General features: G+C 36.4%; 24 protein-coding genes and 2 other annotated features. Of the genes, 8 read left to right on the forward strand and 16 right to left on the reverse strand.

Annotated features, from left to right (window positions below; translation table 11 throughout):
* Nucleotides 1-228 precede the first annotated feature (228 nt).
* Nucleotides 229-552 carry a YfhH family protein gene (locus tag AC3WJF_RS15825; RefSeq protein WP_492453933.1) on the reverse strand — a complete coding sequence of 108 codons (324 nt, stop codon included), beginning with the start codon at nucleotides 550-552 and terminating at the stop codon, nucleotides 229-231.
* Nucleotides 553-590: 38 nt separating this feature from the next.
* Nucleotides 591-1,385 (reverse strand): recombination regulator RecX, encoded by a 795-nt coding sequence (gene recX / locus AC3WJF_RS15830; RefSeq protein ID WP_492453879.1) that lies wholly within the window; start codon nucleotides 1,383-1,385, stop codon nucleotides 591-593.
* A gap of 292 nt (nucleotides 1,386-1,677) precedes the next feature.
* Between recX and AC3WJF_RS15835 the strand changes: the two genes are divergently transcribed.
* From AC3WJF_RS15835 to AC3WJF_RS15850, 4 genes are all read left to right on the forward strand, one after another.
* The gene (locus AC3WJF_RS15835; protein WP_492453882.1) at nucleotides 1,678-1,797 is read left to right on the forward strand and encodes a YfhE family protein; all 120 of its coding nucleotides are present in this window, start codon (nucleotides 1,678-1,680) and stop codon (nucleotides 1,795-1,797) included.
* A gap of 87 nt (nucleotides 1,798-1,884) precedes the next feature.
* Entirely contained in the window at nucleotides 1,885-2,076 is a 192-nt protein-coding gene (locus tag AC3WJF_RS15840; protein ID WP_492453884.1) for a YfhD family protein, read from the forward strand.
* A 407-nt stretch (nucleotides 2,077-2,483) separates the two neighbouring features.
* On the forward strand, nucleotides 2,484-3,758 hold the full coding sequence (locus AC3WJF_RS15845) for a tetratricopeptide repeat protein (protein ID WP_492453886.1): 1,275 nt from the start codon (nucleotides 2,484-2,486) through the stop codon (nucleotides 3,756-3,758).
* Nucleotides 3,759-3,770: 12 nt separating this feature from the next.
* Nucleotides 3,771-3,986, forward strand: a complete 216-nt coding sequence (locus AC3WJF_RS15850; RefSeq protein ID WP_492453889.1) for a hypothetical protein — start codon at nucleotides 3,771-3,773, stop codon at nucleotides 3,984-3,986.
* Nucleotides 3,987-4,088: 102 nt separating this feature from the next.
* On the opposite strand, the gene trpA is transcribed toward AC3WJF_RS15850, so the two are convergent.
* From trpA to trpE, 7 genes are read right to left on the reverse strand one after another with little or no spacing between them, the layout of a single operon-like run.
* Nucleotides 4,089-4,874 carry a tryptophan synthase subunit alpha gene (gene trpA / locus AC3WJF_RS15855; protein WP_492453891.1) on the reverse strand — a complete coding sequence of 262 codons (786 nt, stop codon included), beginning with the start codon at nucleotides 4,872-4,874 and terminating at the stop codon, nucleotides 4,089-4,091.
* A 1-nt stretch (nucleotide 4,875) separates the two neighbouring features.
* Nucleotides 4,876-6,072: a tryptophan synthase subunit beta gene (gene trpB / locus AC3WJF_RS15860; RefSeq protein WP_492453893.1), complete on the reverse strand. Its 1,197-nt coding sequence runs from the start codon at nucleotides 6,070-6,072 to the stop codon at nucleotides 4,876-4,878.
* 2 nt (nucleotides 6,073-6,074) lie between these two features.
* Nucleotides 6,075-6,674 carry a phosphoribosylanthranilate isomerase gene (locus AC3WJF_RS15865; RefSeq protein ID WP_492453935.1) on the reverse strand — a complete coding sequence of 200 codons (600 nt, stop codon included), beginning with the start codon at nucleotides 6,672-6,674 and terminating at the stop codon, nucleotides 6,075-6,077.
* Between the two features lie 18 nt (nucleotides 6,675-6,692).
* Complete coding sequence (gene trpC, locus AC3WJF_RS15870; RefSeq protein ID WP_492453895.1) at nucleotides 6,693-7,469, reverse strand: indole-3-glycerol phosphate synthase TrpC; 777 nt, start codon at nucleotides 7,467-7,469, stop codon at nucleotides 6,693-6,695.
* Nucleotides 7,470-8,495, reverse strand: a complete 1,026-nt coding sequence (gene trpD / locus AC3WJF_RS15875) for an anthranilate phosphoribosyltransferase (protein ID WP_492453897.1) — start codon at nucleotides 8,493-8,495, stop codon at nucleotides 7,470-7,472. It abuts the gene before it with no gap.
* Complete coding sequence (locus tag AC3WJF_RS15880) at nucleotides 8,479-9,075, reverse strand: anthranilate synthase component II (RefSeq protein ID WP_492453900.1); 597 nt, start codon at nucleotides 9,073-9,075, stop codon at nucleotides 8,479-8,481. Before AC3WJF_RS15880 ends, trpD begins: the two co-directional genes overlap by 17 nt.
* Entirely contained in the window at nucleotides 9,056-10,450 is a 1,395-nt protein-coding gene (trpE, locus tag AC3WJF_RS15885; protein ID WP_492453902.1) for an anthranilate synthase component I, read from the reverse strand. The genes AC3WJF_RS15880 and trpE overlap by 20 nt, the downstream gene beginning before the upstream one ends.
* A 76-nt stretch (nucleotides 10,451-10,526) precedes the next feature.
* Nucleotides 10,527-10,946 (reverse strand) — a binding site (T-box leader).
* A 41-nt stretch (nucleotides 10,947-10,987) separates the two neighbouring features.
* Nucleotides 10,988-11,245: a binding site (T-box leader), on the reverse strand.
* Between the two features lie 268 nt (nucleotides 11,246-11,513).
* On the opposite strand from trpE, the gene murB reads away from it, so the two are divergent.
* The 3 genes from murB (at nucleotide 11,514) to AC3WJF_RS15900 (ending at nucleotide 15,546) form a co-directional block, all read left to right on the forward strand.
* Nucleotides 11,514-12,425: a UDP-N-acetylmuramate dehydrogenase gene (murB, locus tag AC3WJF_RS15890; RefSeq protein WP_492453904.1), complete on the forward strand. Its 912-nt coding sequence runs from the start codon at nucleotides 11,514-11,516 to the stop codon at nucleotides 12,423-12,425.
* Between the two features lie 111 nt (nucleotides 12,426-12,536).
* Nucleotides 12,537-14,132 (forward strand): acetolactate synthase large subunit, encoded by a 1,596-nt coding sequence (locus AC3WJF_RS15895; protein WP_492453906.1) that lies wholly within the window; start codon nucleotides 12,537-12,539, stop codon nucleotides 14,130-14,132.
* Between the two features lie 751 nt (nucleotides 14,133-14,883).
* Complete coding sequence (locus AC3WJF_RS15900) at nucleotides 14,884-15,546, forward strand: DNA alkylation repair protein (RefSeq protein WP_492453909.1); 663 nt, start codon at nucleotides 14,884-14,886, stop codon at nucleotides 15,544-15,546.
* A 23-nt stretch (nucleotides 15,547-15,569) separates the two neighbouring features.
* Here AC3WJF_RS15900 and AC3WJF_RS15905 read toward each other — a convergent pair whose 3' ends face one another.
* Genes AC3WJF_RS15905 through AC3WJF_RS15915 form a run of 3 tightly spaced genes read right to left on the reverse strand, consistent with a single transcriptional unit; the run spans nucleotide 15,570 to nucleotide 19,091 of the window.
* Entirely contained in the window at nucleotides 15,570-16,661 is a 1,092-nt protein-coding gene (locus AC3WJF_RS15905; protein WP_492453912.1) for a Ger(x)C family spore germination protein, read from the reverse strand.
* A complete protein-coding gene (locus AC3WJF_RS15910) occupies nucleotides 16,654-17,742 on the reverse strand; it encodes a hypothetical protein (protein ID WP_492453914.1) in 1,089 nt (362 codons plus the stop codon). The genes AC3WJF_RS15905 and AC3WJF_RS15910 overlap by 8 nt, the downstream gene beginning before the upstream one ends.
* 17 nt (nucleotides 17,743-17,759) lie before the next feature.
* The gene (locus AC3WJF_RS15915; RefSeq protein WP_492453916.1) at nucleotides 17,760-19,091 is read right to left on the reverse strand and encodes a spore germination protein; all 1,332 of its coding nucleotides are present in this window, start codon (nucleotides 19,089-19,091) and stop codon (nucleotides 17,760-17,762) included.
* A gap of 184 nt (nucleotides 19,092-19,275) precedes the next feature.
* Between AC3WJF_RS15915 and AC3WJF_RS15920 the strand changes: the two genes are divergently transcribed.
* Nucleotides 19,276-20,445 carry an MFS transporter gene (locus tag AC3WJF_RS15920; protein WP_492453918.1) on the forward strand — a complete coding sequence of 390 codons (1,170 nt, stop codon included), beginning with the start codon at nucleotides 19,276-19,278 and terminating at the stop codon, nucleotides 20,443-20,445.
* Nucleotides 20,446-20,787: 342 nt separating this feature from the next.
* Here AC3WJF_RS15920 and AC3WJF_RS15925 read toward each other — a convergent pair whose 3' ends face one another.
* From AC3WJF_RS15925 to AC3WJF_RS15940, 4 genes are all read right to left on the reverse strand, one after another.
* Nucleotides 20,788-21,024 carry a hypothetical protein gene (locus AC3WJF_RS15925; RefSeq protein WP_492453920.1) on the reverse strand — a complete coding sequence of 79 codons (237 nt, stop codon included), beginning with the start codon at nucleotides 21,022-21,024 and terminating at the stop codon, nucleotides 20,788-20,790.
* 110 nt (nucleotides 21,025-21,134) lie between these two features.
* Nucleotides 21,135-21,656 carry a DUF2812 domain-containing protein gene (locus tag AC3WJF_RS15930; protein ID WP_492453923.1) on the reverse strand — a complete coding sequence of 174 codons (522 nt, stop codon included), beginning with the start codon at nucleotides 21,654-21,656 and terminating at the stop codon, nucleotides 21,135-21,137.
* Between the two features lie 2 nt (nucleotides 21,657-21,658).
* Nucleotides 21,659-21,997, reverse strand: coding sequence for a PadR family transcriptional regulator (locus AC3WJF_RS15935; RefSeq protein ID WP_492453925.1), 339 nt, complete (start codon nucleotides 21,995-21,997; stop codon nucleotides 21,659-21,661).
* 286 nt (nucleotides 21,998-22,283) lie between these two features.
* Nucleotides 22,284-22,544, reverse strand: coding sequence for a hypothetical protein (locus AC3WJF_RS15940; protein ID WP_492453927.1), 261 nt, complete (start codon nucleotides 22,542-22,544; stop codon nucleotides 22,284-22,286).
* Between the last annotated feature and the right edge of the window lie 38 nt (nucleotides 22,545-22,582).

A 22,582-nucleotide genomic window follows, 5' to 3' on the forward strand; every position in this document is an offset into this window, starting at 1 on the left:
TATCTCCTTTTAAACCCGTATAAAGGACAACTCGCTTCCCTTTTTACTTCCTCTTGTCCTTTTAAACCTGTTTAAAGGACAACTCACTTCACTTTTTGCTTCCTCTTGTCCTTTTGAACTCCTATAAAGGACATCTCACTATACTTTTCGCTTCCTCTTGTCCTTATCTTGCTTTAAACCATAGCCATTAAGCCCAAAAAGTATAATAAAACCCTTGTGAAAATAGCCTTACTTTAATACCTTAAGAAGCGAAATTGGTAGTGCTTCCTGCTCTTTGCCGCCGCTCAATCTGTAGCCCCAAGCAAAAACACCATTTAGATAATCTATCTTAAAATAAGCACCAGGGTCTCCTTCAATCTGATATACTTCGCCAGGTACAAAGTCTTTAGGATTTAGCAGATACGCCTTTGCCATCGTTACTTTCCGTTCAAGTACTGCGTATTCATTCACAATTCCGAGTTGCTCTGCTTTTCTTGCTTTTTCAGTCAACATGGCAATTTCTTGCTTCAATTCATATTCTGTCATTGTGCTGTATCGTTTTTCAGTTTCCATTATTTTACCACCTTGAATTTTTAGTAGCCGATAATACATTATAACTCCATTTCATGTAAAAATCTTTCTATCTGATCTATGGAAAAGCCTTTGCGATATAACGCCTGTTTTATTTTTTGTTCATACTCATAACCTTCTAAGTGTTGATACTTTCTATGGGCTTTTTCCCAATGATTTTTTAATACTTCACGTTCCAAATCTTCGTCTTGTTCAATTGTTACATGTTGCATGGCTTCGTTAATAATTTCTTTTGAAAATCCTTTTCTTATCAAGGTTTGGTCAATTTTTTGACGTAATAATTTTTCAGGTAGCTTTTCGTTTTGTTTAATTGTTTTTTCAATCAGTGAGATGGCGGAACTTGTTACTTGATTATCTTTAAATTCTAAAAGAGCCGTTTCGATTATTTCCCTTTTTATGCCCTTATTTTTAAGCTCTAATTTGATTACTTCTGGTCCTTTCCTCGTCGTATTCATCTGAGTTCGAACATAGGCAACAGCAAATTCTTGGTCATTTAAATATTTTAATTTGTACAAAGTACGAATTACTTCTTTAATGGAATCTTCATTAAAGTCCTTTTTCTTCAAATGACCGACAACTTCCATTTCAGACCTCATACGAAAGGAAAGATATTGAATAGCACTATTAACTCCCTTTCTAATTTCGTCTTCATATTGTATCTCTGTTAAATCTAATTCAGACAGTTCTTTCCCTTTTTTTAATTGAAACCTCGTTAATACTTCTTCATCTACACTAAATGCATACTTTTCATCAAGATAAATATTATAGCGATCAGAAAGGTTTTTTTGAACGGTTATTTTCGTAATGATTGGCATGTTTATCTCAACTTTCTTTCGTTCGTTTAGGCTCTTTTCTTAAGCATTGTTGGATTTTTTATTGTAAATCTCTAAATTTTTTCATTCAGCTTTAGAATGGGTAATCCTAATAAGAAAAGATGCCCCGAAGCTAATCCTTATTAGGAATTTAAATAAAGTACGAAAATCAACAATTTATACGAAAACAGCATACATATGAGATTATTTTATCATTTTCCTTCATCCTTCACAGTATTTTTACCTAAATTAAGGAAATAATAGTAGGGAAACTATTCCCGAAAGGATGAGAAAAGTGGCGAAGGATAAGAAGATTAAATCGAAGAGCAATCTTTCAAGTGCGCAGGCGATTACCTATTCACGTGAGTTTAGAAGAGCAGATCGTGCTGGAGGTTTTATAGAAAATCGCAAATAATTTCCTGTGTTATTCCCGATGGTAATGCACATTCTAGTTAAGAACGGATTATTCCGTAACTCCTCATTTCTGAAAGGGGATAACAACATGGGTCGTGGACATAGCCACAAAACACGTGATAAAAATAAAAGTACACTTCCACAAGTTCCAAAGAATTTAAAATCAGACGGCATAGATGTTGAATTTTCTCAAGAATTAGCGGACCAGGCCGATTTAGAAGCACAAGCCCGCTCCAATGCCGCAAATCAACGAGTACAAATTAAAAAGTCACAAAAATAATAACCATATGAGCAGGGACTTTTCTCTGCTCTTTTCTGTGTTATAGAAGAGACGTTTGTAATGATAAGGTTCATTCGCTCAATAGTTTAATGACCATCTTTAGTCAGCCTGTATAAGGTACAAATAACAGCTCAAGGAAAGCTGTTCGCCAAACATATGCTTATTAAAAAATTTTTTTGGTAATTGGTTCTAATCCCCCACAAAATTCTTGAAGAATAAGACAAAATCTTTCATAATAGAACAAAATGATACTGAATATTCAAAAATAGTTTTTAGGATTTTGACACATCTTAAATATTGTCAACAAAAATTTTCAAATTTCTCTATTTCAGGACAAATTGCATATTCCATTTTTTAATAGATTAGGTTTATAATGTAAATATAGTAAAGTTTAGGAGTTAATTAATATGAGCATTGGAACTCGCATTCACTTTTATCGTTTAAAGAAAAAACTCTCCCTAGAAGAATTAGCCCATGAAATAACAACTGTACCTTACCTTTCATCCATAGAAAACAACGAACACACTCCACCTATTGAATTGCTAAGCCAAATTTGTGACAAACTTGAGATCCCATTCATGACTTATCAAAATAAAGATCTAGTGCCATTGTTTGAGGAATGGAATCGATACTTATTGATGAATGACAAGGATAATTCAACCGCTTATTATCAGCAAATCAGAGATCAAATATCTGATAGTAACGACATCTTTGTTGTTTTAACATTCAATATTCATCTGATTCATTACTATCTGATTCATAATAAATTAGATAAGGCACATAAATTAATTGAGTCCTTAATTCCTTTACAGCATGATATGCCTGATATATTAAAGTTTTCTTTCCAAAAATATCGCGGTAATTTCTACTATCTGAAAGGTCAATTTCTTGAGGGTGAGCCATTTTTTAAAGATGCGAAAAACTACTTAATTTCCGTAAAAGAACTTTACAATATAGAAAAAGCTGACTTATTTTACATGTACGGTCTTACACTTGGCAGGCTGAACAAAAATACTTTATCCATCTTTCATATGGAGGAAGCGTTAGTTCTATTTCAGCAAAGCTATCATATGAAACGTTGTACTGAATGCCACTTAATGCTAGGTGTAATATATCGTAGAATGCAAGATTACAAAGAGGCGGAGAAACATTATAATTTCGCCAAACAACTTGCCATCTCTTTACATTATAAGAATATCCTTGTCAAAGTCGAAAATAACCTAGGATATTTAAAAGCAAAGCAAGGAAAGTCAGAGGAAGCAATTGGTCACTATTTAAGGAGCTTTGATCATAGTGGATCACTTATTATTGAAGATAAAATTAATACCATTATAAATATTATGAAAGAATACTATAAGATTGGTTTTAAAGAACAAGTTGAACAGTGGTTAGCACAAGGGTTAGACTTACTTCAATCAAACGAACATTATATGGAAACATACAAAGAGCAAATGATTGAAATGAAGTTTTATCAATATATAGTGAATGATTATCCATCAGGTTTTGAAGCATTTATTTTGGATGAGGCCATTCCATATTTTGAATCTATCAATAGGTTTCAAAACATTGTACTTTTGGCAAAAACACTGGGAGACTACTATCAAGAAAAAAACGAGTACAAATCAGCCGCTACATCTTTTGCTATTGCAAATTCAGCATATGAAAAAATTATTAATTTTTAGGAGGAATCCGACATGAATTTGAAAAAGGCATTAGTTGGTTGTTTTTTAGCGCTTTCCTTAGCTGTAGGAGTACTGTTTATTTCAAATGGAAAAGGAAATTTATTTGCGAAAGGAGAACATTATCCACCTATTAATACTGAGAAAGCACCTCCTGCTTCTAAAGTTATTGCAGAAGGCGAACATTTCCCACCTATTAATACAGAAGATTCATCTTCTCCTTCTAAATAAATAGGTTGATAAAGAAAGCTCTTCACGTTTCAATATTTGATAAAAATAAGAAAGGAACACATTGGACAATCCACCTGTGTTCCTTTTCTAATGTTTCCTTCATTACACAGTGCTCCGTTTCGAAGCGTTGATTAGCTCTTGAATCGTTCCATAATCATTTTGTTGAAATAAATCAATAATCTTGCTTCCTACTACTACTCCATCGCAATACTGTCCTAACTGTTTTACGTGCTCTGGAGTAGCGACACCAAATCCCGCCAGAACAGGAGCTTTTGAAATGGATTTTAAGGAGGATAAATATTCTCCAATATCCTTCTGATAGTTTTCCCGTGCCCCTGTAATTCCCGCAACTGTTACTGCATAAAGAAAGCCTTCCGTTCTGTTTGCTAATTCTGTTTTTCTTTCCTCCGTGCTTGTAATTGAAACCAGCCTAATAAAGGCAATTTCCTCTTTTCCCAACTCTCTGGATACAAGTTCTTCCTCTTCTAACGGCAAATCGGGAATGATAATCCCATCCACACCGGCTTTGCTACAATCCTCAGCAAACCGTTTTACTCCATAGGCAAATACAGGATTTAAATATGTCATAAGAACAATTGGGATATTATATGTTCCTTTTAGTCTTTGCAGCTCTAGTAAAATAGAAGATACTGTAACTTCTTCCTTAAGTGCACGAATGCCTGCAGCTTGAATCGTGGGCCCGTCAGCAACCGGATCGGAAAACGGAATTCCCAGTTCTATCACTGTTGCTCCTGATTTTTCTAACAAGTTAATCCTTTCTTCCAAAATGCTTAAACCACCATCTCCGGCCATAATATAAGGTACAAATGCCTTATCACCTAATTCCTTTACTTTTGCAAATGCTTGCGTCAATTTCTTTTTCCCCATCTTACTCTCCCCCTATTAAACTCTTAATTGTTTCTACATCTTTATCTCCTCGGCCTGATAGACAAATGACTAGTGTCTGCTCTTCTGTCATTTCTTTTGCAAGCTTAATACTGTAAGCAACTGCATGCGAACTCTCCAATGCTGGAATAATCCCTTCCGTCCTGGATAGGATTTCAAATGCTTCTAGCGCTTCCTTATCTGTGATGGATGTATAAGTAACTCGACCGGTTTCCTTTAAATAGCTATGTTCTGGTCCAACACCAGGATAATCAAGTCCTGCCGAAATAGAGTGTGCTTCCTTCACCTGTCCGTCCTTATCCTGAAGCAGGTATGTCATGGTTCCATGTAAAATTCCTTTTTCTCCGTCTGTTAATGCAGCCGCATGTTTGCCTGTTTCAATTCCATCCCCACCTGCTTCTACACCAAATAACAAAACATTCGTATCCTTTACAAACGGATAGAACATCCCGATCGAATTACTTCCACCACCGACACATGCTACCACTGCATCCGGTAATTTCCCTGTTTGTTCCACGATTTGTTTCTTCGTTTCAGATCCAATGACACATTGAAAATCGCGGACAATTTGCGGAAATGGATGTGGTCCCACAACAGATCCAATAATATAATGTGTATCCTCTACATTGCTTACCCAGTAGCGGAATGCTTCATTCACCGCATCCTTTAAAGTACTGCTTCCTTGATTAACACTTACGACTTTTGCGCCTAGCAATTCCATTCGAAATACATTGAGCTTTTGTCTGCGAATATCCTCTGCACCCATAAAAACAATACATTCTAATCCAAGCAATGCACATGCGGTCGCCGTTGCTACCCCATGCTGGCCCGCACCAGTTTCCGCAACGACCTTGTTTTTCCCCATTCTTTTCGTTAATAAGGCTTGCCCGATAGCATTATTTATTTTGTGTGCACCTGTATGATTAAGATCCTCTCTTTTTAAATAGATTTTCGGACCTCCTAATTTCTTCGATAAATTTTCAGCATAATAGAGAGGCGTTTCGCGACCGACATATTGCGTAAGATAATATTCTAACTCCTGCGTAAAAGCTGGATCCTCCATTGCCTCTTTATACGCTTGTTCGAGATCTAGTGTTGCCGTCATTAATGTTTCCGGCACAAATCTTCCGCCAAACTCGCCGTAACGGCCTTTTTCATTTGGATATGTTTTAGAATTCATTTTCAACTCTCCTTTAATTTTTGATATGCTAATTTAGCATTTTGAATAAAATATTTTATTTTTCTTGGGTCCTTTTTATCATTTGTTTCAACACCACTCGAGACATCTACTACTGCTGGATGAACGGTTAAAATGGCGTTCTCTACGTTTTGGACGGTAAGTCCGCCTGCTAAAATGAGCTTTTCCTTATTCAACTCGAGCACTTCGAGAGCCTTCCAGTCGAAGGTTTCTCCACTGCCGGCTTTCGGACTGTCGATTAGATAATAATCACAGCTATAGTTATTTATTTGTATAAGATTTTTACTAGAAAATGCTTTAATGATTGGATATTGTAGACTTTCAGCAAATTGCGGCGATTCATTTCCATGAAGCTGAATGTAATCCAGACCAACTTCAGCTGCTATTTTGAGAATCGTAGATTGGTCTTCATTCACAAACACTCCAACCTTTTTGATTTGGATCGGTATAAGCTCTGCAATTTTTTTCGCTTGCTCAGGCGATATTCTTCTTTTACTTTCCGCAAAAACAAATCCGATAAAATTTGCACCAGCATCAGCCGCAGCTTGAGCTGCTTTCATCGTCTTAATTCCACAAATTTTCACTTTCAAAGAAACACACCCTTATTTAAATGCTATTTTCAAATCCTTTAATGAATCTTTCAAATTATCAGAGCGCATTAAGGTTTCCCCGACTAAAACTCCTTTCACCCCTGCTTGCATCATCTTTTCGACATCCTCCCTCTCTCGGATACCACTTTCTCCGATAAGAATAATGTCGTCCCTGTTCACCAATTTTGCTAATTCCTGAGTTATGCTTAAATCAACGGAAAATGTTTTTAAATTCCTATTATTTATTCCTATGATCTTAGCTCCTATTTCTAAAGCAATAATCAGCTCTGTTTCATTGTGTACCTCTATTAGAACCTCCAAATCTTTAGTCGATGCATATTCGAAAAGCTCACTTAAGCGATGCTTCGGTAATGCCGCTGCGATGAGAAGAATAACATTTGCTCCATATTCTTTCGCCCTGTCTATTTGAATTTCTTCAATAATAAAATCTTTGCACAATATCGGGAGATCGACTGCATTTCTTACAGCACCCAAATCCTCAATGGATCCCTTGAAAAAGGCGGAATCCGTTAAAACGGAAATAGCTTTTGCTCCGTACTTGGCATATTGTTCTGCCTGTTCCACAGGATCGATTCCAACATTTATTTCCCCTTTGGAAGGTGATGCCCGTTTAATTTCGGCAATAATATTCATGTCCTGCGATTCCATGAAGGTTTGATACATTGATTTACCTTGATTTGTTTTTCTTCGGCCTTGCTGTTGATATTGCTGTTTAAGTAACTGAACCTCTTTTTCTTTTTCGATTAAAATATTGGATAAAAACGACATTTAGATCACCTCTTTTGCGAAATGTTTGCTGTACTCGATTAAATAATCTAATTTTTGGAGAGCTGCTCCGGAATCAATGCTTTGTTCAGCTAAAGAAATTCCTTCCTCAATAGAAGACGCTAGGCCATTTGCGAAAATACCTAATCCGGCGTTTAACAGCACGGTATCGCGGTATGCTCCTTTTACACCTTTTAAAACTTGAAGAAGAATATCTGCATTCTCCTTCGAATTTCCACCGCGAATTGCCTCATTTTCATACTGCGGCAACCCGACATCACTTGGATTTAAGGTGAAGCTTGTTATTTTTCCGTTATTTAATAAAACAAGATGATTTTCACCGGACAATGAAGCCTCATCCATAAAGCCTGCCCCATTTAAAATAACTGCTCTTTTTCGTCCTAATTGATGTAAAACATGTGCCATCATTTCCAGCATATCTCTCCGATATATGCCGAGAAGTTGGGTGTCTAAGAAAACTGGGTTTGTAAGCGGGCCGATTAAATTAAAGATAGTTGGGATTTTCAAATCTCTCCTTACCTTCATGATTCTCTTGATATTCGGATGAACCATAGGCGCAAAAAGAAAAGCGATTCCATTCTTATTAAGTATTTCAGCAATTTGATGGCGGTCAAAGTTCAAGGACACTCCCAAATGTTCTAGCACATCTGCACTGCCGGTTTTACTAGAGACACTGCGGTTTCCATGCTTGGCAATTTTGATTCCCGCACCAGCAATTACAAAAGCAGATGTAGTACTAATATTAAAGCTCCCTGATCCATCGCCACCGGTTCCGCAGTTATCCATAACAGATTGAAATGGTAGTTCGATTTGCAATGAATTTTCGCGGATGACTTCTACTAAACCTGCAATTTCTTCCGCTGTTTCTCCCTTTATTTTTAATGCGGCTAGAAAGGCACCCATTTCTGAATCCGAGATATCCGCTCCAAATAATTGGTTCGCTGCCATTGTCATTTCTTCATAAGACAAGCTTTGATGTTCCATTACTTTTTCAAGATACGATCTCATTTCTTTGCCCCCTTACGACATGTAAAAAATTTTGGATGATTGCTTTTCCGCATTTCGTGCCAATGGATTCCGGATGAAACTGAAGTCCGAACAATGGGTAGCGAATATGTTTAATGCCCATTACTTCGTCGTCTTCCATTGATTTCGCCACCACTTCAAGTTCTAATGGCAAGCTTTGCTCCTCAATCACCAGTGAGTGGTAGCGCATGACTTCGAGCGGCTGTGACATATATTCGAATAAACCTTGGCCGGAATGTAAAATCATCGATGTTTTCCCATGCTTTATATTCAACGCCTGCACAATTTCTGCTCCAAAGGCAGCTCCAATTGCCTGATGGCCTAAACAAATTCCTAATATCGGAATTTCCTGATAAAAGGCTTTTATCAAATCGATGCATATCCCGGATTTTTCCGGTACACCTGGGCCAGGAGATAAAATAATCGCTTCCGGCTTAAGTGCTTCGATTTGTGCTACCGTAATTTGATCATTCCGTACTACCTGAACCTCTACACCAAATTCCAAAAAGTATTGATATAAGTTATAGGTAAAAGAATCATAGTTATCGACTAACAAAATCATAGTTGTTTGCCTCCAATATCGACTTTGCTTTATTCATGGTTTCTTCGTACTCTTTTTCCGGAATAGAGTCATAAACAATCCCCGCACCGGTTTGTAAAATGGCTTTTTGATCTTTTATCACTAAGGAGCGAATGGCTAATGCGAAATCGATATCACCGTTCACATTGATGTAGCCAACTGCTCCTGCGTAAACTCCGCGTTTTCTTTTTTCCAGGTCATTGATGATTTGCATCGCACGAATTTTTGGAGCACCCGATACCGTTCCCGCTGGAAGGCAGGATATCAAGGCATCTATACCTGATAAGTTTGGTTTTAGCCGGCCCTTTACTTCGGAGACGATATGCATGACATGCTGGTAACGTTCAATTTCCATAAACTTTGGAATCGTGATGGAACCTGCTTCACATACGCGTCCAACATCATTACGGCTTAAATCCACGAGCATTTTATGTTCTGCGAGTTCTTTTTCATCTAAAAGGAGTTCTTGTTCTAGTTGTTTGTCCTCCATTTTTGATTTTCCACGCGGTCTGGTTCCAGCGATTGGATTAGTTGTTAATTCCCTGCTCTTTGTTTTTATCAAGCTTTCTGGTGAGGCGCCTAAAAGTACGTAGTCCTCAAAGTCGATGTAAAACATGTAAGGGGAGGGATTTGCGTTTCGTAGTCTTCGATAGAACTGAAATGGTTCTACCGTTACCTCCCCTTCTAAGGTTTGAGATAAAACGACTTGAAAAATATCGCCTTGCTGAATGTGTTTTTTCGCTCTTTCTACCATTTCCATGAATTCTTCTTTTGTTTTGGTTGGTTTAAAATCCATTTTGACAACGGATGTAGTCGGATCTTCTTTGTCCGATGTAAATAAAGTGGCTTTCAACTGTTCAGTTGTTTGTTCGAGCTCTGTTTTCGTCCGTTTTTGGTCTACATTTAATAAAATGATCGAAACGGTTTGAGAAAGGTGATCAAAAACGATTGTCTCCTGATAAAACATAAGATGGATATCCGGCATTTTCATTGTGTCGTTTACAATATCCCCAATCCGTTCATATTGACGGATGGCATCGTATCCTATATAACCAACACCTCCTCCATAAAATGGAAACGGTAAATCATCTTCTAGGTTAGGAACGTATTTTTTTAGGACTTCCAGTGGCTTCCCTTGTTCACATTGAGTTTGCTGATTTGAATAAATGGTTATTTGATCTTGGTTCGCTATAAATTCAAGGTATGGATTCATTCCGATAAAGGAGTACCTGCCCTTTTCATCATGCTGAAGTGAACTTTCAAGCAGAAATTTCTTTTTTCCCTTTAGGCGATTGTAAATGGCAATTGGTGTTAAGGTATCACCATTAAATGTTGTGATTTTGTATTTTGGATTCAAAACTGGGACCCTCCCTTTTTTTTATTAAAAATAAAAAAGTCCTCTATAAACTCAAGGACATTTAACCCTTAAGTTTATAGAGGACGAATCATACCGCGGTGCCACCTCGTATTGAAGGAGTATACACTCCTTCCGCTTTTTCGGGTACGGGAAAAGATTTAGGATTGTTTCCGTCTAGCTTCAGCGCCTATCGGCTAGTGGATTTCTCCGTCTTCTCCCTACGATAAGTCAACATCAGTTCGTGAACTACCTCACTGTGTTTCCTTTATCTCAGTCGAAGACTACGAAATCCATACGCCGATGAGCAAGGCGCTTCCGCATTTGTAATCATTCCGATACCCTATCCTTTTAACGGTGGAATTCCGTGTTTCCCTACTTTCGTTCAAGAAACCTCTCATAAGTCCATTCTGTTTTCCGCCTCGTACCGGATTCGCACCATCACCGGCTCTCTGTAACGATTTTCGCAAAACATACTCCTCTTAATCATAGAGTTGGCTATATTAATTTTTTCTGAAACAACAAAAGGGTCCCCCATCCGAAAAGGACGAGAGGACCCGTGGTACCACCTTAATTAGCTGAACAAAACAGCTCACTTTGACAATATCAAGATCTAATAGAAAGATCATAATATCCGTCTCTTGTAACGACGAGACTTTCGCCAAAGCCTACTGCTCAAAATTAGTTTCGGTTTGGAAGCTCAGAAGCCCATTCATCCATACATTCACACTGGTTCACACCAACCACCAGCTCTCTTAAGTGTCCATAAGGATTACTCTTCTTCTTCAACGCTAATTAATTATAAGTTTTTTAAAATTAATTTTTAATTATATTATGACGTTTGAAATAGAATGTCAAGAGGAAAAATTTTGATCCAAGCAGGTTAGACTGGTGGTGTCAGGCACCACACGAGCATTTGCCTATATAATATTACAGTAAAATTGAATTTGTGATGAAAGACTAAAAATTGTAATGGAAAACTGTTATAATGCTTGTCTAAGGGGTTAAAAATTTCTTACATTTTAAATAGATATTCGAAAATTACGTTAAAGGAATGATTATCAAGATGGATTATCATCAAATTTATAATAGTTTACTTGCGGTTGTAGAAAAAGAAAATATTTTAGTCGATGAATTTTTAAAAAATCATACTTATACAAAGCTTGGCGGAAAGGCAGACTTTCTTGTTACTCCTTCCACATATGAAGAATTACAAAACATCATTAAACTTTCAAATAGAGAAAAAATTCCTTTCACTTTATTAGGAAATGGCTCTAATTTAATTGTAAAAGACGGCGGGATTCGCGGCATCGTGATTCTTTTGAATCGTTTTAATCAAATTAAAGTTGATGGAGAAAGATTAATTGCGGAAAGCGGAGCTGCTATCATTGCAGCATCTCGTAAAGCATTAGATGCAAAATTAACCGGTCTTGAATTTGCTTGCGGAATACCAGGAACAGTTGGTGGAGCATTATTTATGAATGCAGGTGCATATGGCGGAGAAATAAAAGATGTTCTCGACTACACTATTGTTGTGGATCGAAATGGTGATATCCAAAAAAGAACAGCTGCCGATTTAGATCTTGATTATCGTACGAGTAATATTGCCGCAAATGGTGATATTGTGGTGGAGGCTGTGTTTCAACTTAAACCTGGAAATGATGAAGAAATTAAAGCGGTTATGGATGATCTCACTTTTAAACGTGAATCCAAGCAACCACTTGAATATCCTTCCTGTGGAAGTGTCTTCAAAAGACCCCCAGGTTATTTTGCAGGTAAACTAATTCAAGATAGCGGACTGCAAGGAAAAAGCATCGGTGGAGCTGAGGTTTCTACTAAGCATGCAGGCTTTATTGTAAATAAAAACAACGCCACTGCTTCAGAATATATTGCGTTAATTCGCTTTGTACAAAAAACGGTGAAAGAAAAATTCAATGTAGAATTGGAAAGAGAAGTAAAAATCATTGGGGAAGACTAAAAAGAATTCAAGGTCCACAAAATAATTTTGTGGGCCTTTGTTTATAATGCCCTTATATTTTTCTGCAAAAATCAAAAACTATGTGGGATACAACTATTTAGGGGGTCCCACATGAAAGCAACAGATGTTTTTGTTCAATGTTTAGAAAATGAAGGGGTGGAATATATTTTTGGAATTGTTGGGAATGAGACATTGGATTTAGCTGACTCATTATCACATTCCAAACAAATTCAATACATAACCGTTCGCCATGAGCAAGGTGCGGCATTTATGGCGGATGTATACGGAAGACTGTCAGGGAAAGCAGGTGTATGCATGGCTACGCTGGGACCAGGTGCCACAAATTTAGTAACTGGCATTGCGAGTGCAACACTTGATCATTCCCCGGTAGTTGCCATTACTGGTCAAGCAGGGTTAGAAAGACAGCATAAACAATCCCATCAATACCTTGATGTCATACAAATAATGGAGCCAATAACAAAATGGGCAGTTCAAATTAAGGAAGCTGCTGCCATACCTGAAATCATTCGTAAAGCCTTTCGTATCGCAAAGATTGAAAAACCTGGAGCAGTAGCGATTGAACTGCCGGAAAATTTAGCTATCCAGTCCATTCCACCAATTCAGCTTCCAGTTACACTTGAGCCAATTTGTATCCCAAATAATGATTCATTTCTTTCTGCTTTTAAGGTCATCCAACAATCCACTAAACCTTTTATTCTAGTTGGGAATGGTGTCATTCGCGGCCGCTCAGCAGAGGAGTTTTTGACATTTGCGGAAACCTTACAAGCACCTGTGGCACATAGTTTTACAGCAAAAGGAATATTACCTAAAGAGCATACACAAAATTTTTTCACGTTTGGTTTTATGGAAAAAGATGAATTGTTACCAGGATTACAGGAAGCAGATCTCCTTATTGCAATTGGATACGACCAAATTGAAAGATTGCCGAAAGAATGGAACAGAAAAAAGACTGCCATACTCCATATCGATTCCCAACCAGCGGAGGTAGATGAATTTTACCCGGTCCAAATAGAATTAGTCGGCAATATTAAAGAAACATTGAAATGTTTTCAATCCTACCCGCTGCCACCTAAAGATTGGCTACCGTCTGGAAATCTGAAGAAGCATATAGAGCAAACTTATAATATCACATGGAATCACACAAATTATGCTTCATTGCCTCTTACGATTGAGAATATATTGCATGTATTGGAGATGACCGTTACTGACGAAACCATCGTTATTTCGGATGTCGGCTCCCATAAAGTATCAGTGGCACGTACCTTTCAGCCTAAAAGACCAAATAGTTTAATTATCTCTAATGGGCTAGCATCAATTGGCATCTCCCTTCCTGGTGCAATTGGAGCAAAATTAGCATGTCCTAATCAGCCTGTTATTTGTTTAACTGGTGACGGGGGATTTTTAACAAATGCAGTGGAATTAGAAACGGCTAATCGGCTAAGACTCTCTTTTATTGTTATCGTGTTGAACGATTCTGTGTTAAAAATCGAAGAAGAGACGATGGATAAAAGATTCGGCGATAGTTATGGCGTGCAATTTCAAAATCCTGATTTTGTCGAGTTTGCTAATAGTTTTGGTATTAAGGGCGTTCGACCTAATAACCTGGATGATTTTGCCGAGATGCTTGCAAATGCTCTGCAGTCTTCAAGTGGCATTACATTAATAGATGTGCCGTTAACTAATTAAGGTTTTTTGGTATGCATTGGTGTATTGGAGTTTGTGCCGTTATAAAGGACATCTTGGGCCTGGTTTTTCCCTCTTGTTGTCCTTTGGATTCCTTCTAAAGGACATCTTGGACAGGTTTTTTACTCCTATTGTCCTTTTGATTCCTTCTAAAGGACAATTCATATCGTTTTTTTCCGCCTATTGTCCTTTTGACTCAATCTAAAGGACATCTTAGACAGTTTTTCTCCTCCTGTTGTCCTTTTGACTCATTCTAAAGGACAATTCATATCGTTTTTTTCCTCCTACTGTCCTTTTGACTCACTCTAAAGGACATCTTAGACAGTTTTTATCCTCCTACTGTCCTTTTGACTCCTTCTAAAGGACAATTCATATCGTTTTTTTCCTCCTACTGTCCTTTTGACTCACTCTAAAGGACAATTCATTCCGTTTGTTCCCTCCTGTTGTCCTTTTGACTCTTTCTAAAGGACAATTCATATCGTTTGTTCCCTCCTACTGTCCTTTTGACTCACTCTAAAGGACATCTTGGACCAGTTTGTCCCTCCTACTGTCCTTTTGACTCAATCTAATGAACTTCTTAAGACACTTTTCCCGTCCTAATGTCCTTTTAACTCCTTCTAAAGAACATCTCAAGCCGCTGGCCGCTATTATCCACACACAAATGTCATTTGGAACGTGACAAAAAAAGTATTTTGCTAATTTCATTTATTTCGATATGATGGAAGAAAATCGTACTTTATAGGAGTTCAAAATTATGCAGGAGATAAAAATCTTAGTAGACATGTTCGAAAAACATGCCAACCCAGACCAAGCCATTCCAATGGCGAACTATATGAAAAACCATTTCCCGTTTCTCGGTATCAAGACGCCAGAAAGAAATCAAATTCTCAAAGAGTTTTTCGCGGAAACCAAAATAATTAAAAAACCATTTTCGCAAGGATATGTTGAGGAATTGTGGAGCTTCGCTGAAAGAGAATATCATTATGCCGCACTTAGTTACTGTCAAAAATATAAAAAAGCATTTACAAGCGAGCATATTCCATTTTTTCAAAAGTTAATTACGACGAATTCATGGTGGGATACAGTTGATACGATTGCTCCGCACATCATTGGAGAAATTGCCAGCAGGTTTCCTACTGTTATTGCAGAGCATATTAATAGCTGGGCAACAGATGAAAATATGTGGTTAAGAAGATCAGCTATTCTTTTTCAGTTAAGGTATAAATCAAATACAAATGCAGAACTTCTCTACCATTACTGTAAATTAAATGCGGACAGCAAAGAATTTTTCATTCAAAAGGCCATGGGATGGGCACTAAGAGAATATTCAAAAACAAATCCTGAATCCGTCAGAATCTTTATTCAATCCCATTCATTGCCAAAACTAAGTATAAGAGAAGGTAGTAAATATATTTAATTGACAGAAACTGGACAGGTACACTATTTTATAATACCTGTCCCATCTATTTTTGTGGTAACCTTCACATTAAATTTAGCTTGTGGGTATAAACTTTTCCATTTCTTTATTTTCACACCTTCGTCTCCAAGATGTGTAGCCTCATAGCGCTGGCCAAATCCAATTGGGTCGACATTTTCTTTTTGTAGTTTTTGTAAAAGCTTTTCGAATTTCTTCTTGTAATGTTGGTTTGTAATTTTTTCATATACTTTTAAATTTACATTCTGATGCTCCTTATGCTTTTCCTCAAGATTGCCTTTTAGAGAAACCATTATATCGATAATGGGGGCTCCACCAGATGTATTCAACTTATATTTGACCTTTGCTTTACTAGAGGCTATTGTGAAATCATACTTCTTTGCTTTTATATTAATTTCAGATTTTACTTTTTCCTTGATGAATAGATTTAGTAGCATCGTTTCATCTCTATTTAAAATTAGGCCAAGACAATTATTTCTAATCACACCACTCCTTTGGACCTCCAATGTATTTTCAGCTTTAATGTACTTAATAATCGGCAATACCGGATCAATTCCAGGTTCAACTAAATCCCGCCAAAAGCTAAAAAGATAATCAGAAATAATATACGGCGTTTCCGTACCTTCATTTCCAAAAAGCAACAAGAGATTATTACTTGGTATATATTCTCCTTTTGGATGATAATCTAAAATATTCTTTGCTTCCGTGTCTGCAATAGTCAACCATGCTATTTCTTGTATATCCCTTCTCCTGGAAAACCAATCGACCGTCGTGGAAAGATTTTCCTTCGCCATTTCCTTTCCAATAATAATCACCTTCATATGGCCAAAATCCAACTCTTTATCAGCATTCGATTTTATGATGCCAATTGCTGCTGCAATAGAGTCTGCTTGTTCCGAGAAAATAATACTATCGCCGGGAGCTTTCGGATCACCGCTTGGGACTGCAAGCTCTACAGAGACCCTATATTTTTTTGTTTCCCCTTTATCGACCCCAATGGATACCACAAAAAATCTCTTGTCTATATCTTTAAATCCGCAGCCTCCTTCAAAAGCCATAGAAAGAATAAGCATTACTGTTAACCATTTTCTATTCATGTTTTTTCTTCCTCCAGATAGCAATTTGTAGGACTAAATTCATGAAAATGGCAGCAGGGATCAAAATGTTTATCCAAGCCTTCATAATAATAAAATGACTATTTTCCGTTGCAAATCTATCGACAATAAAAGTTAGGAGGGCAAATATAGCAGTAATAATATAACTTATGGTCGGTTTGCCTTTAATCTTTACTTTAGGGAGAATACTTTTAAATAACTCCATACTTACATGCCAGTTAATCGTAATACTTACCAATGAAACATTTGTGTGTAGTAATAAGAAAATAAAGAGAACCCTCTCTACAAATCCAAGCTCCATTCTCATGGAATCTGCTGTACTGACCCACGGGAAAACGTAATCATCAATACCTTTAACCGCCCCATGAAATCCAATAGGACCCAGCATAGTAACTAGCAGTACCTGTAGTCCAAATATCGGAATTAACCATACCCATTTTAAACTAATCTTTTGAAATTCACGGTTAAATATAACTAAATTGACAAAGCCGAAATAAATAAAGGTTGCACCGGAAATCGCAGACCAAGATGGAAACTCACGAAAATGTGTAAAAAAAATGAGTACAGCGTTCCAGCTAAAATAATCATTAAAAATAGCTTTTATTAAGATAAGGATAATAAATGGGATATTTAGAATGATTAGCAATTCCGTTGCATAAAGAACTTTTTTCGAAGGCATTAATATGGAAAAACATAATAGCAACAAAAACATTCCGGTAATAAGAAAGCCAGACATATCAGGGCTAATAAAAACCTTTGTAATGGTAATAAACGATAACAATGTAAATAGTCCTGCATGAAACCACATATAGCCATTAAAAAAGATGTATATATTTTTAAACCATTTAGAAAGATATTTCTCTAATATTTCCGGTAATCCCATTCCAGGAAACTTCGAAATTTGTTTGATAAAAAGAATCATCATGCCGATCCCGATGGTTGTTCCAATTGGAATCGCCATCAGCCCTCCTGATAATCGTTCATTCAATAAAATTCTTGGAATAAATGTTAAAACATTCGTAATCATATTAACGATAATCAAATAATAGAAATATCGATTCATGGACATTACTTCCTTTTTTACACTTGCTTTCTGCGTGTACTTTCACTATAAAATAACTTCAAATATGGCTCACCAAGACTGTTAATATTGACAAGATAAAAAAGAAGACCGATTAAGCCGATGATCACACCAATTAATCCGCTAATAGAAGCCAACAAGAGCAATACATATTTTACATTTCTCATCGCAAATCCCATTTCATTAATTGGTATGACAAAATTCGAGATTGCGACAGCTGAAACAATGATAATCATAATGCTTGAAACTAGTCCTGCTTCTGTTGCAGCTGTTCCTAAAATAAGTCCTCCTACCGTTGTAGCAGTTGGACCAATTGCCTTTGGAAGCCGAATACTCGCTTCTACTAGTAATTCCATCATCAACAGCATAAATAGCACTTCTAAATAGGATGGAAAAGGAACAGTCGCTCGACTTCCTGCAATTGTCAATGCTAGCTGTACACGGAATAATTCTGGATTATAAGATGTGACCCCTACATATATTGCCGGAAGTAAAGTACTAATAACTAATCCAATATATCGAATCGTAACAAGGAACTTGGTAATCCAATAAGGCATATATAGATCTTCCATCGAGCTCATAAAATCATAGAAGACAGCTGGTCCGATTAAGGAAAACGGTGTCCCTTGTAAAACAATCACAAATTTCCCAAGTGCAAGATTATAGGCAATCCGGTCAGGACGCTCTGTTACGAGATAAGTAGGAAACAGCGTTTTTCTTTTAGTAAAATTCCGCATCAACTGACCAGCAGTTTGTATTACTGCTCTATCAATTTTCTTGATTTTTTTGCGTACTTCATCGAGCACCTCTTTATTAATAAGTGCTTCATCATATATAAGTGCCAATTGCACCTTACTTTTATATCCGATTTCTCCCATAAATTCAGTTATTAACGTACTCGAATGATAGCGCCCGCGAATTAAATTAAGGTTCACCTCTAAGTTTTCACTCAAAGCCTTTAGTGGCCCATGAATGGTCGTTTCCACACTTGCATTAAGAACCTCTTTATTCGTTTGAAATTTCAAGTCCAATAAGATGACTTGTTCTGCTAGAATTACAACTACTGCACCATGAAAAATATCCTTTAACGCTGCATCGTTATCTTGGAAATCCTTATAATCAGCGAGTGACTTTAAGTAATAGGAGTATTCTTCTGCAGAATGCATTTCAAAAAAAGGCTTCACGATTAATTGCTGAATTTTATCCCCATCACTTAAGCTTTTCATATAAATTAAATAAATCTGTTCACAGCTCTTCATTAACGGTTGGATCTTAGCATCTGCGCTTCCACTAAGTTGTAGTTTTAAAAAATCAAAGGTTGATTTAGTCATCTTGTTAGTCACCTTTATAAAATAATAAATACTATCTTAGTATTTTTATCCATGTAAAGGAAAATATACGGAATTTCGTGTCTGAAAGGAAAATGCAAATTCATATATTAGCTAAAAAACATGTATGATATCATGTTATTGTCATGTAATGTAACGACCTTAGATTGGACTGAAAGGGGACTATATGAAAAAACAAACATGGTTATCGCTTAATTATTTTGCTTTTTTCTTTACTTGGGGAGTATTTATGCCTTATTGGACTGGATGGCTTGTCGATAGTAAAGGATTAACCGTGCAAGCAGCGAGTGTTGTTATTGGGGCAGGCTTTATTTCAAGGTCGATTTCCACATTGATTGTGTTTCCGGCATTTTGCCGTCATCAATCGATTGCTGTTTTATTAAAATTGTTCCCATTCATTTCTACCATTCTAATATTCTTATTTCTGCCTTTCACTTCAACAAATATTCTTATCGCCGTTATGGTTATTTTCACGATTTTATATCCACTTATCCTTCCTTTAATGGAAAGCACGGGAACGATGATGGTTAAATCAGATGGGGTACATTATGGGAAAAGTAGACGTTGGGGCTCGGTAGGTTACACAGTAGCTTTGATAGTCGTTGGTATAATTACATCCTTTTCTAGCAATCATACAATCTTTTATATTATGGCATTTGGAATGTTAATGATGCTAGTAACGACGAATTTAAAATCTCCTCCTTCGATTCAAAAAAAAATCGGCGGCAAGAGCGGTTCATCCTTTCGGGGACTATTTAAATCAAAAAGATTTCTGTTAGGATTGATCATCGCTATTTTATTACAAGGTTCACATGCATCCTATAATAATTATGGTTTTCTTTATTTACAGGATCTCCATGTTAAAAATTTCTATATCGGATTTATTTTAAATATAGCTGTCTTGGCGGAAATATTATTTTTTTCGTTTGCTGACCGAATCTTTCGAAGAACTTCTACACCTGTCATGTTCATCATCGCAAGTATTGCTGCTGTCATCCGATGGCTTATGATTTTTGCCTTTCCGTCTACGGCTGTCTTTATTGCGATGCAGCTCTTCCATTCCTTGACCTTTGGTTTGACCCATTACACGTTTATTCGCTTAATAAACGAAGAATTGCAGCAGCAAGATATTCCAGCTGCACAAGCTGTCTATACTTCACTAGGTATGGGGTTTAGTGTTGGTATTTTCACTTACTTAGGAGGATTCCTTTATACCCAATCACCAGGTTTGGCTTTTGGTGGAATGTCATTGTTTGCGCTACCATGTATTTTTATTGGCTTTTACATGTATTTACGGCATAAGAAAACGGTTGGAGCGTTACTGAACGGGAAGTAGTTCTGTTTTTGTGGGAAAACCAAATAAAATATCCTATCTCATCGTGAATTAGGCATCGAATAATAATCGCATTGCAAATAGTGCATTAAATTAATGTTGAAAAAGGTCACTCCGGACACACATTCCGCTATCTGTGACAAAAATGGGGATTTCAAGTTTTTAAAGGACACACGTTCCGCTATTTAACTAAAACACTGGCATTTTGGAGTGAATTATGGCAAATAACGGACTCTGTGTCCGCTTACACCTCCAAAATAGCATTTTTTATTAAAATAAGAGATTCTGTGTCCGCTAAAAGTTGTAATCCAAGTTCTATTTATTCTTCTACTCTTACTTTGAACTCTAGTTCTCGCCAAATTCCAACACCTTGATCGCTTTGCCTTCTTCGGTTAATCGATGCAACCCGAATACGACTGGATTTACCTGCACCAATCCTTCACGTATTAATAGTTTAAGGTCTTGATTTAAGTCTGATAGATTTCCCCATTCTTTTGGAAGCCGATCAGCGATCTGAATCGGTGTTTGCCATTCAGCGGATAACGCCTTTAATATGGACTTTTGCTTAGATGTCAGACTCATATTTTTTCCTCCCTTTTTATCTTAGGTAGTTGGTGATCCCCTTCGTTCGAAAATTAGCGACAGAAAGCATTGTGCTACTTAATCCTAATAAGTTTTTTCAATGATGAAAATCACCTTTTTAGTCTTCTCATTTTAAATAAAATATTTATTACCCCATAACTTAATAAAAGAATTATTATTACATAAACAACCTGAAGGACTATGATAAATTTAATATGTGAGTAGTTTGTATTAAATACGATGGTAAATGCAATTAACAAATTCGCAAGCAATGGCATTAATAAAATGAAGAGTATTCTTCTAAACATTTCAATTTTCGAGTCAGCATCCGAATATATTTCTTGATTTTTCACACTTGCTGCTTCGCTTCTAAAGTAATGCCATCCCATGTACTGAGTTACATGTTCCCAGCCGGCATCTGCATATAATGTTAAATATTCTTCTAGATCACTATTTTGATTTGATTTGAAATCGGTCCTATAAATATATTTTTTGGGCTCCTGTTTTTCAAAAGTATACTTTAACAAATTATATTTTGTTAGAAACCATCCTTCTTCCGCCATCCTTTCAAGCCACTTGTTCTCCTGATCTTCCTGCCATGCCCAAAAAAGTTTAAACACTCTTTTCTTCATATTTACCCCTCGCTCGTAAAAATATGTTGTGTTCTATTAACTAAAGCTTTCAATCTTGTAAATTCCTGCTTTACTATTTCCAGTCCTATCTCTGTTAAAATATAGTTTTTTCTTCTTTCATTTTCTTCTACATTTACTTTTGTGATTAGACCGTCCTTTTCTAATTTACTTAGGGCACCATAAAGTGTTCCTGGACCTAAATTTACCTCTCCTTCACTTAATTCCTCCACCTTTTGCATAATTCCATACCCGTGCAGAGATTCGGTTAATGAGATTAAAATATAATAAGTGGTATGAGTTAGTGGGAGGTATTTTTTGATTAGTTTGTCATTTAACATCATGAATCCTCCATTTATATCGACGGTTGATACTTCGTTAGACGATATATCGTTTGACGATATAATAAATTGTTATTTCATTTTTGTCAATAGTTCTAACAATGAATATGTTGACGTTCATATCGCCGTACATTCGTTTTATTAATAAAAAAATATTTTACAACACGCATAAATGCAAAAAAAGGTTGCCGTTATGGCAACCAAATTCCAGTATGAATTTAAAAATATTCGATGTTATTGTTTGTTTAATTTTATTCTCAATTAATTCTATTATGATACTAAAGGCTAATTAGAATTCCTCCTGAAGTGAGGATTTGTTGTTATTTTTTATTAATTGTCTAAATTTATCCTCAATTAATTCTATTATGATACTAAGGATAAGTAAAATTCCTCCTGAAGTGAGGAATACATAGTGTCTCACAGTTCTTAGTATTAATACATCCGTGTATTCATATGACATAGCACTAAATGATGCCCCTTGTGTCCAGCCATAAAATAGTGATATTAATCCTAATGTAAATATACTAAATTTCATTAATTTAAGATTCATCCCATAACCTCCTAGTTAAAAATTATTTTATATATTGT

This window comes from Heyndrickxia sp. FW510-T9, assembly GCF_058781025.1.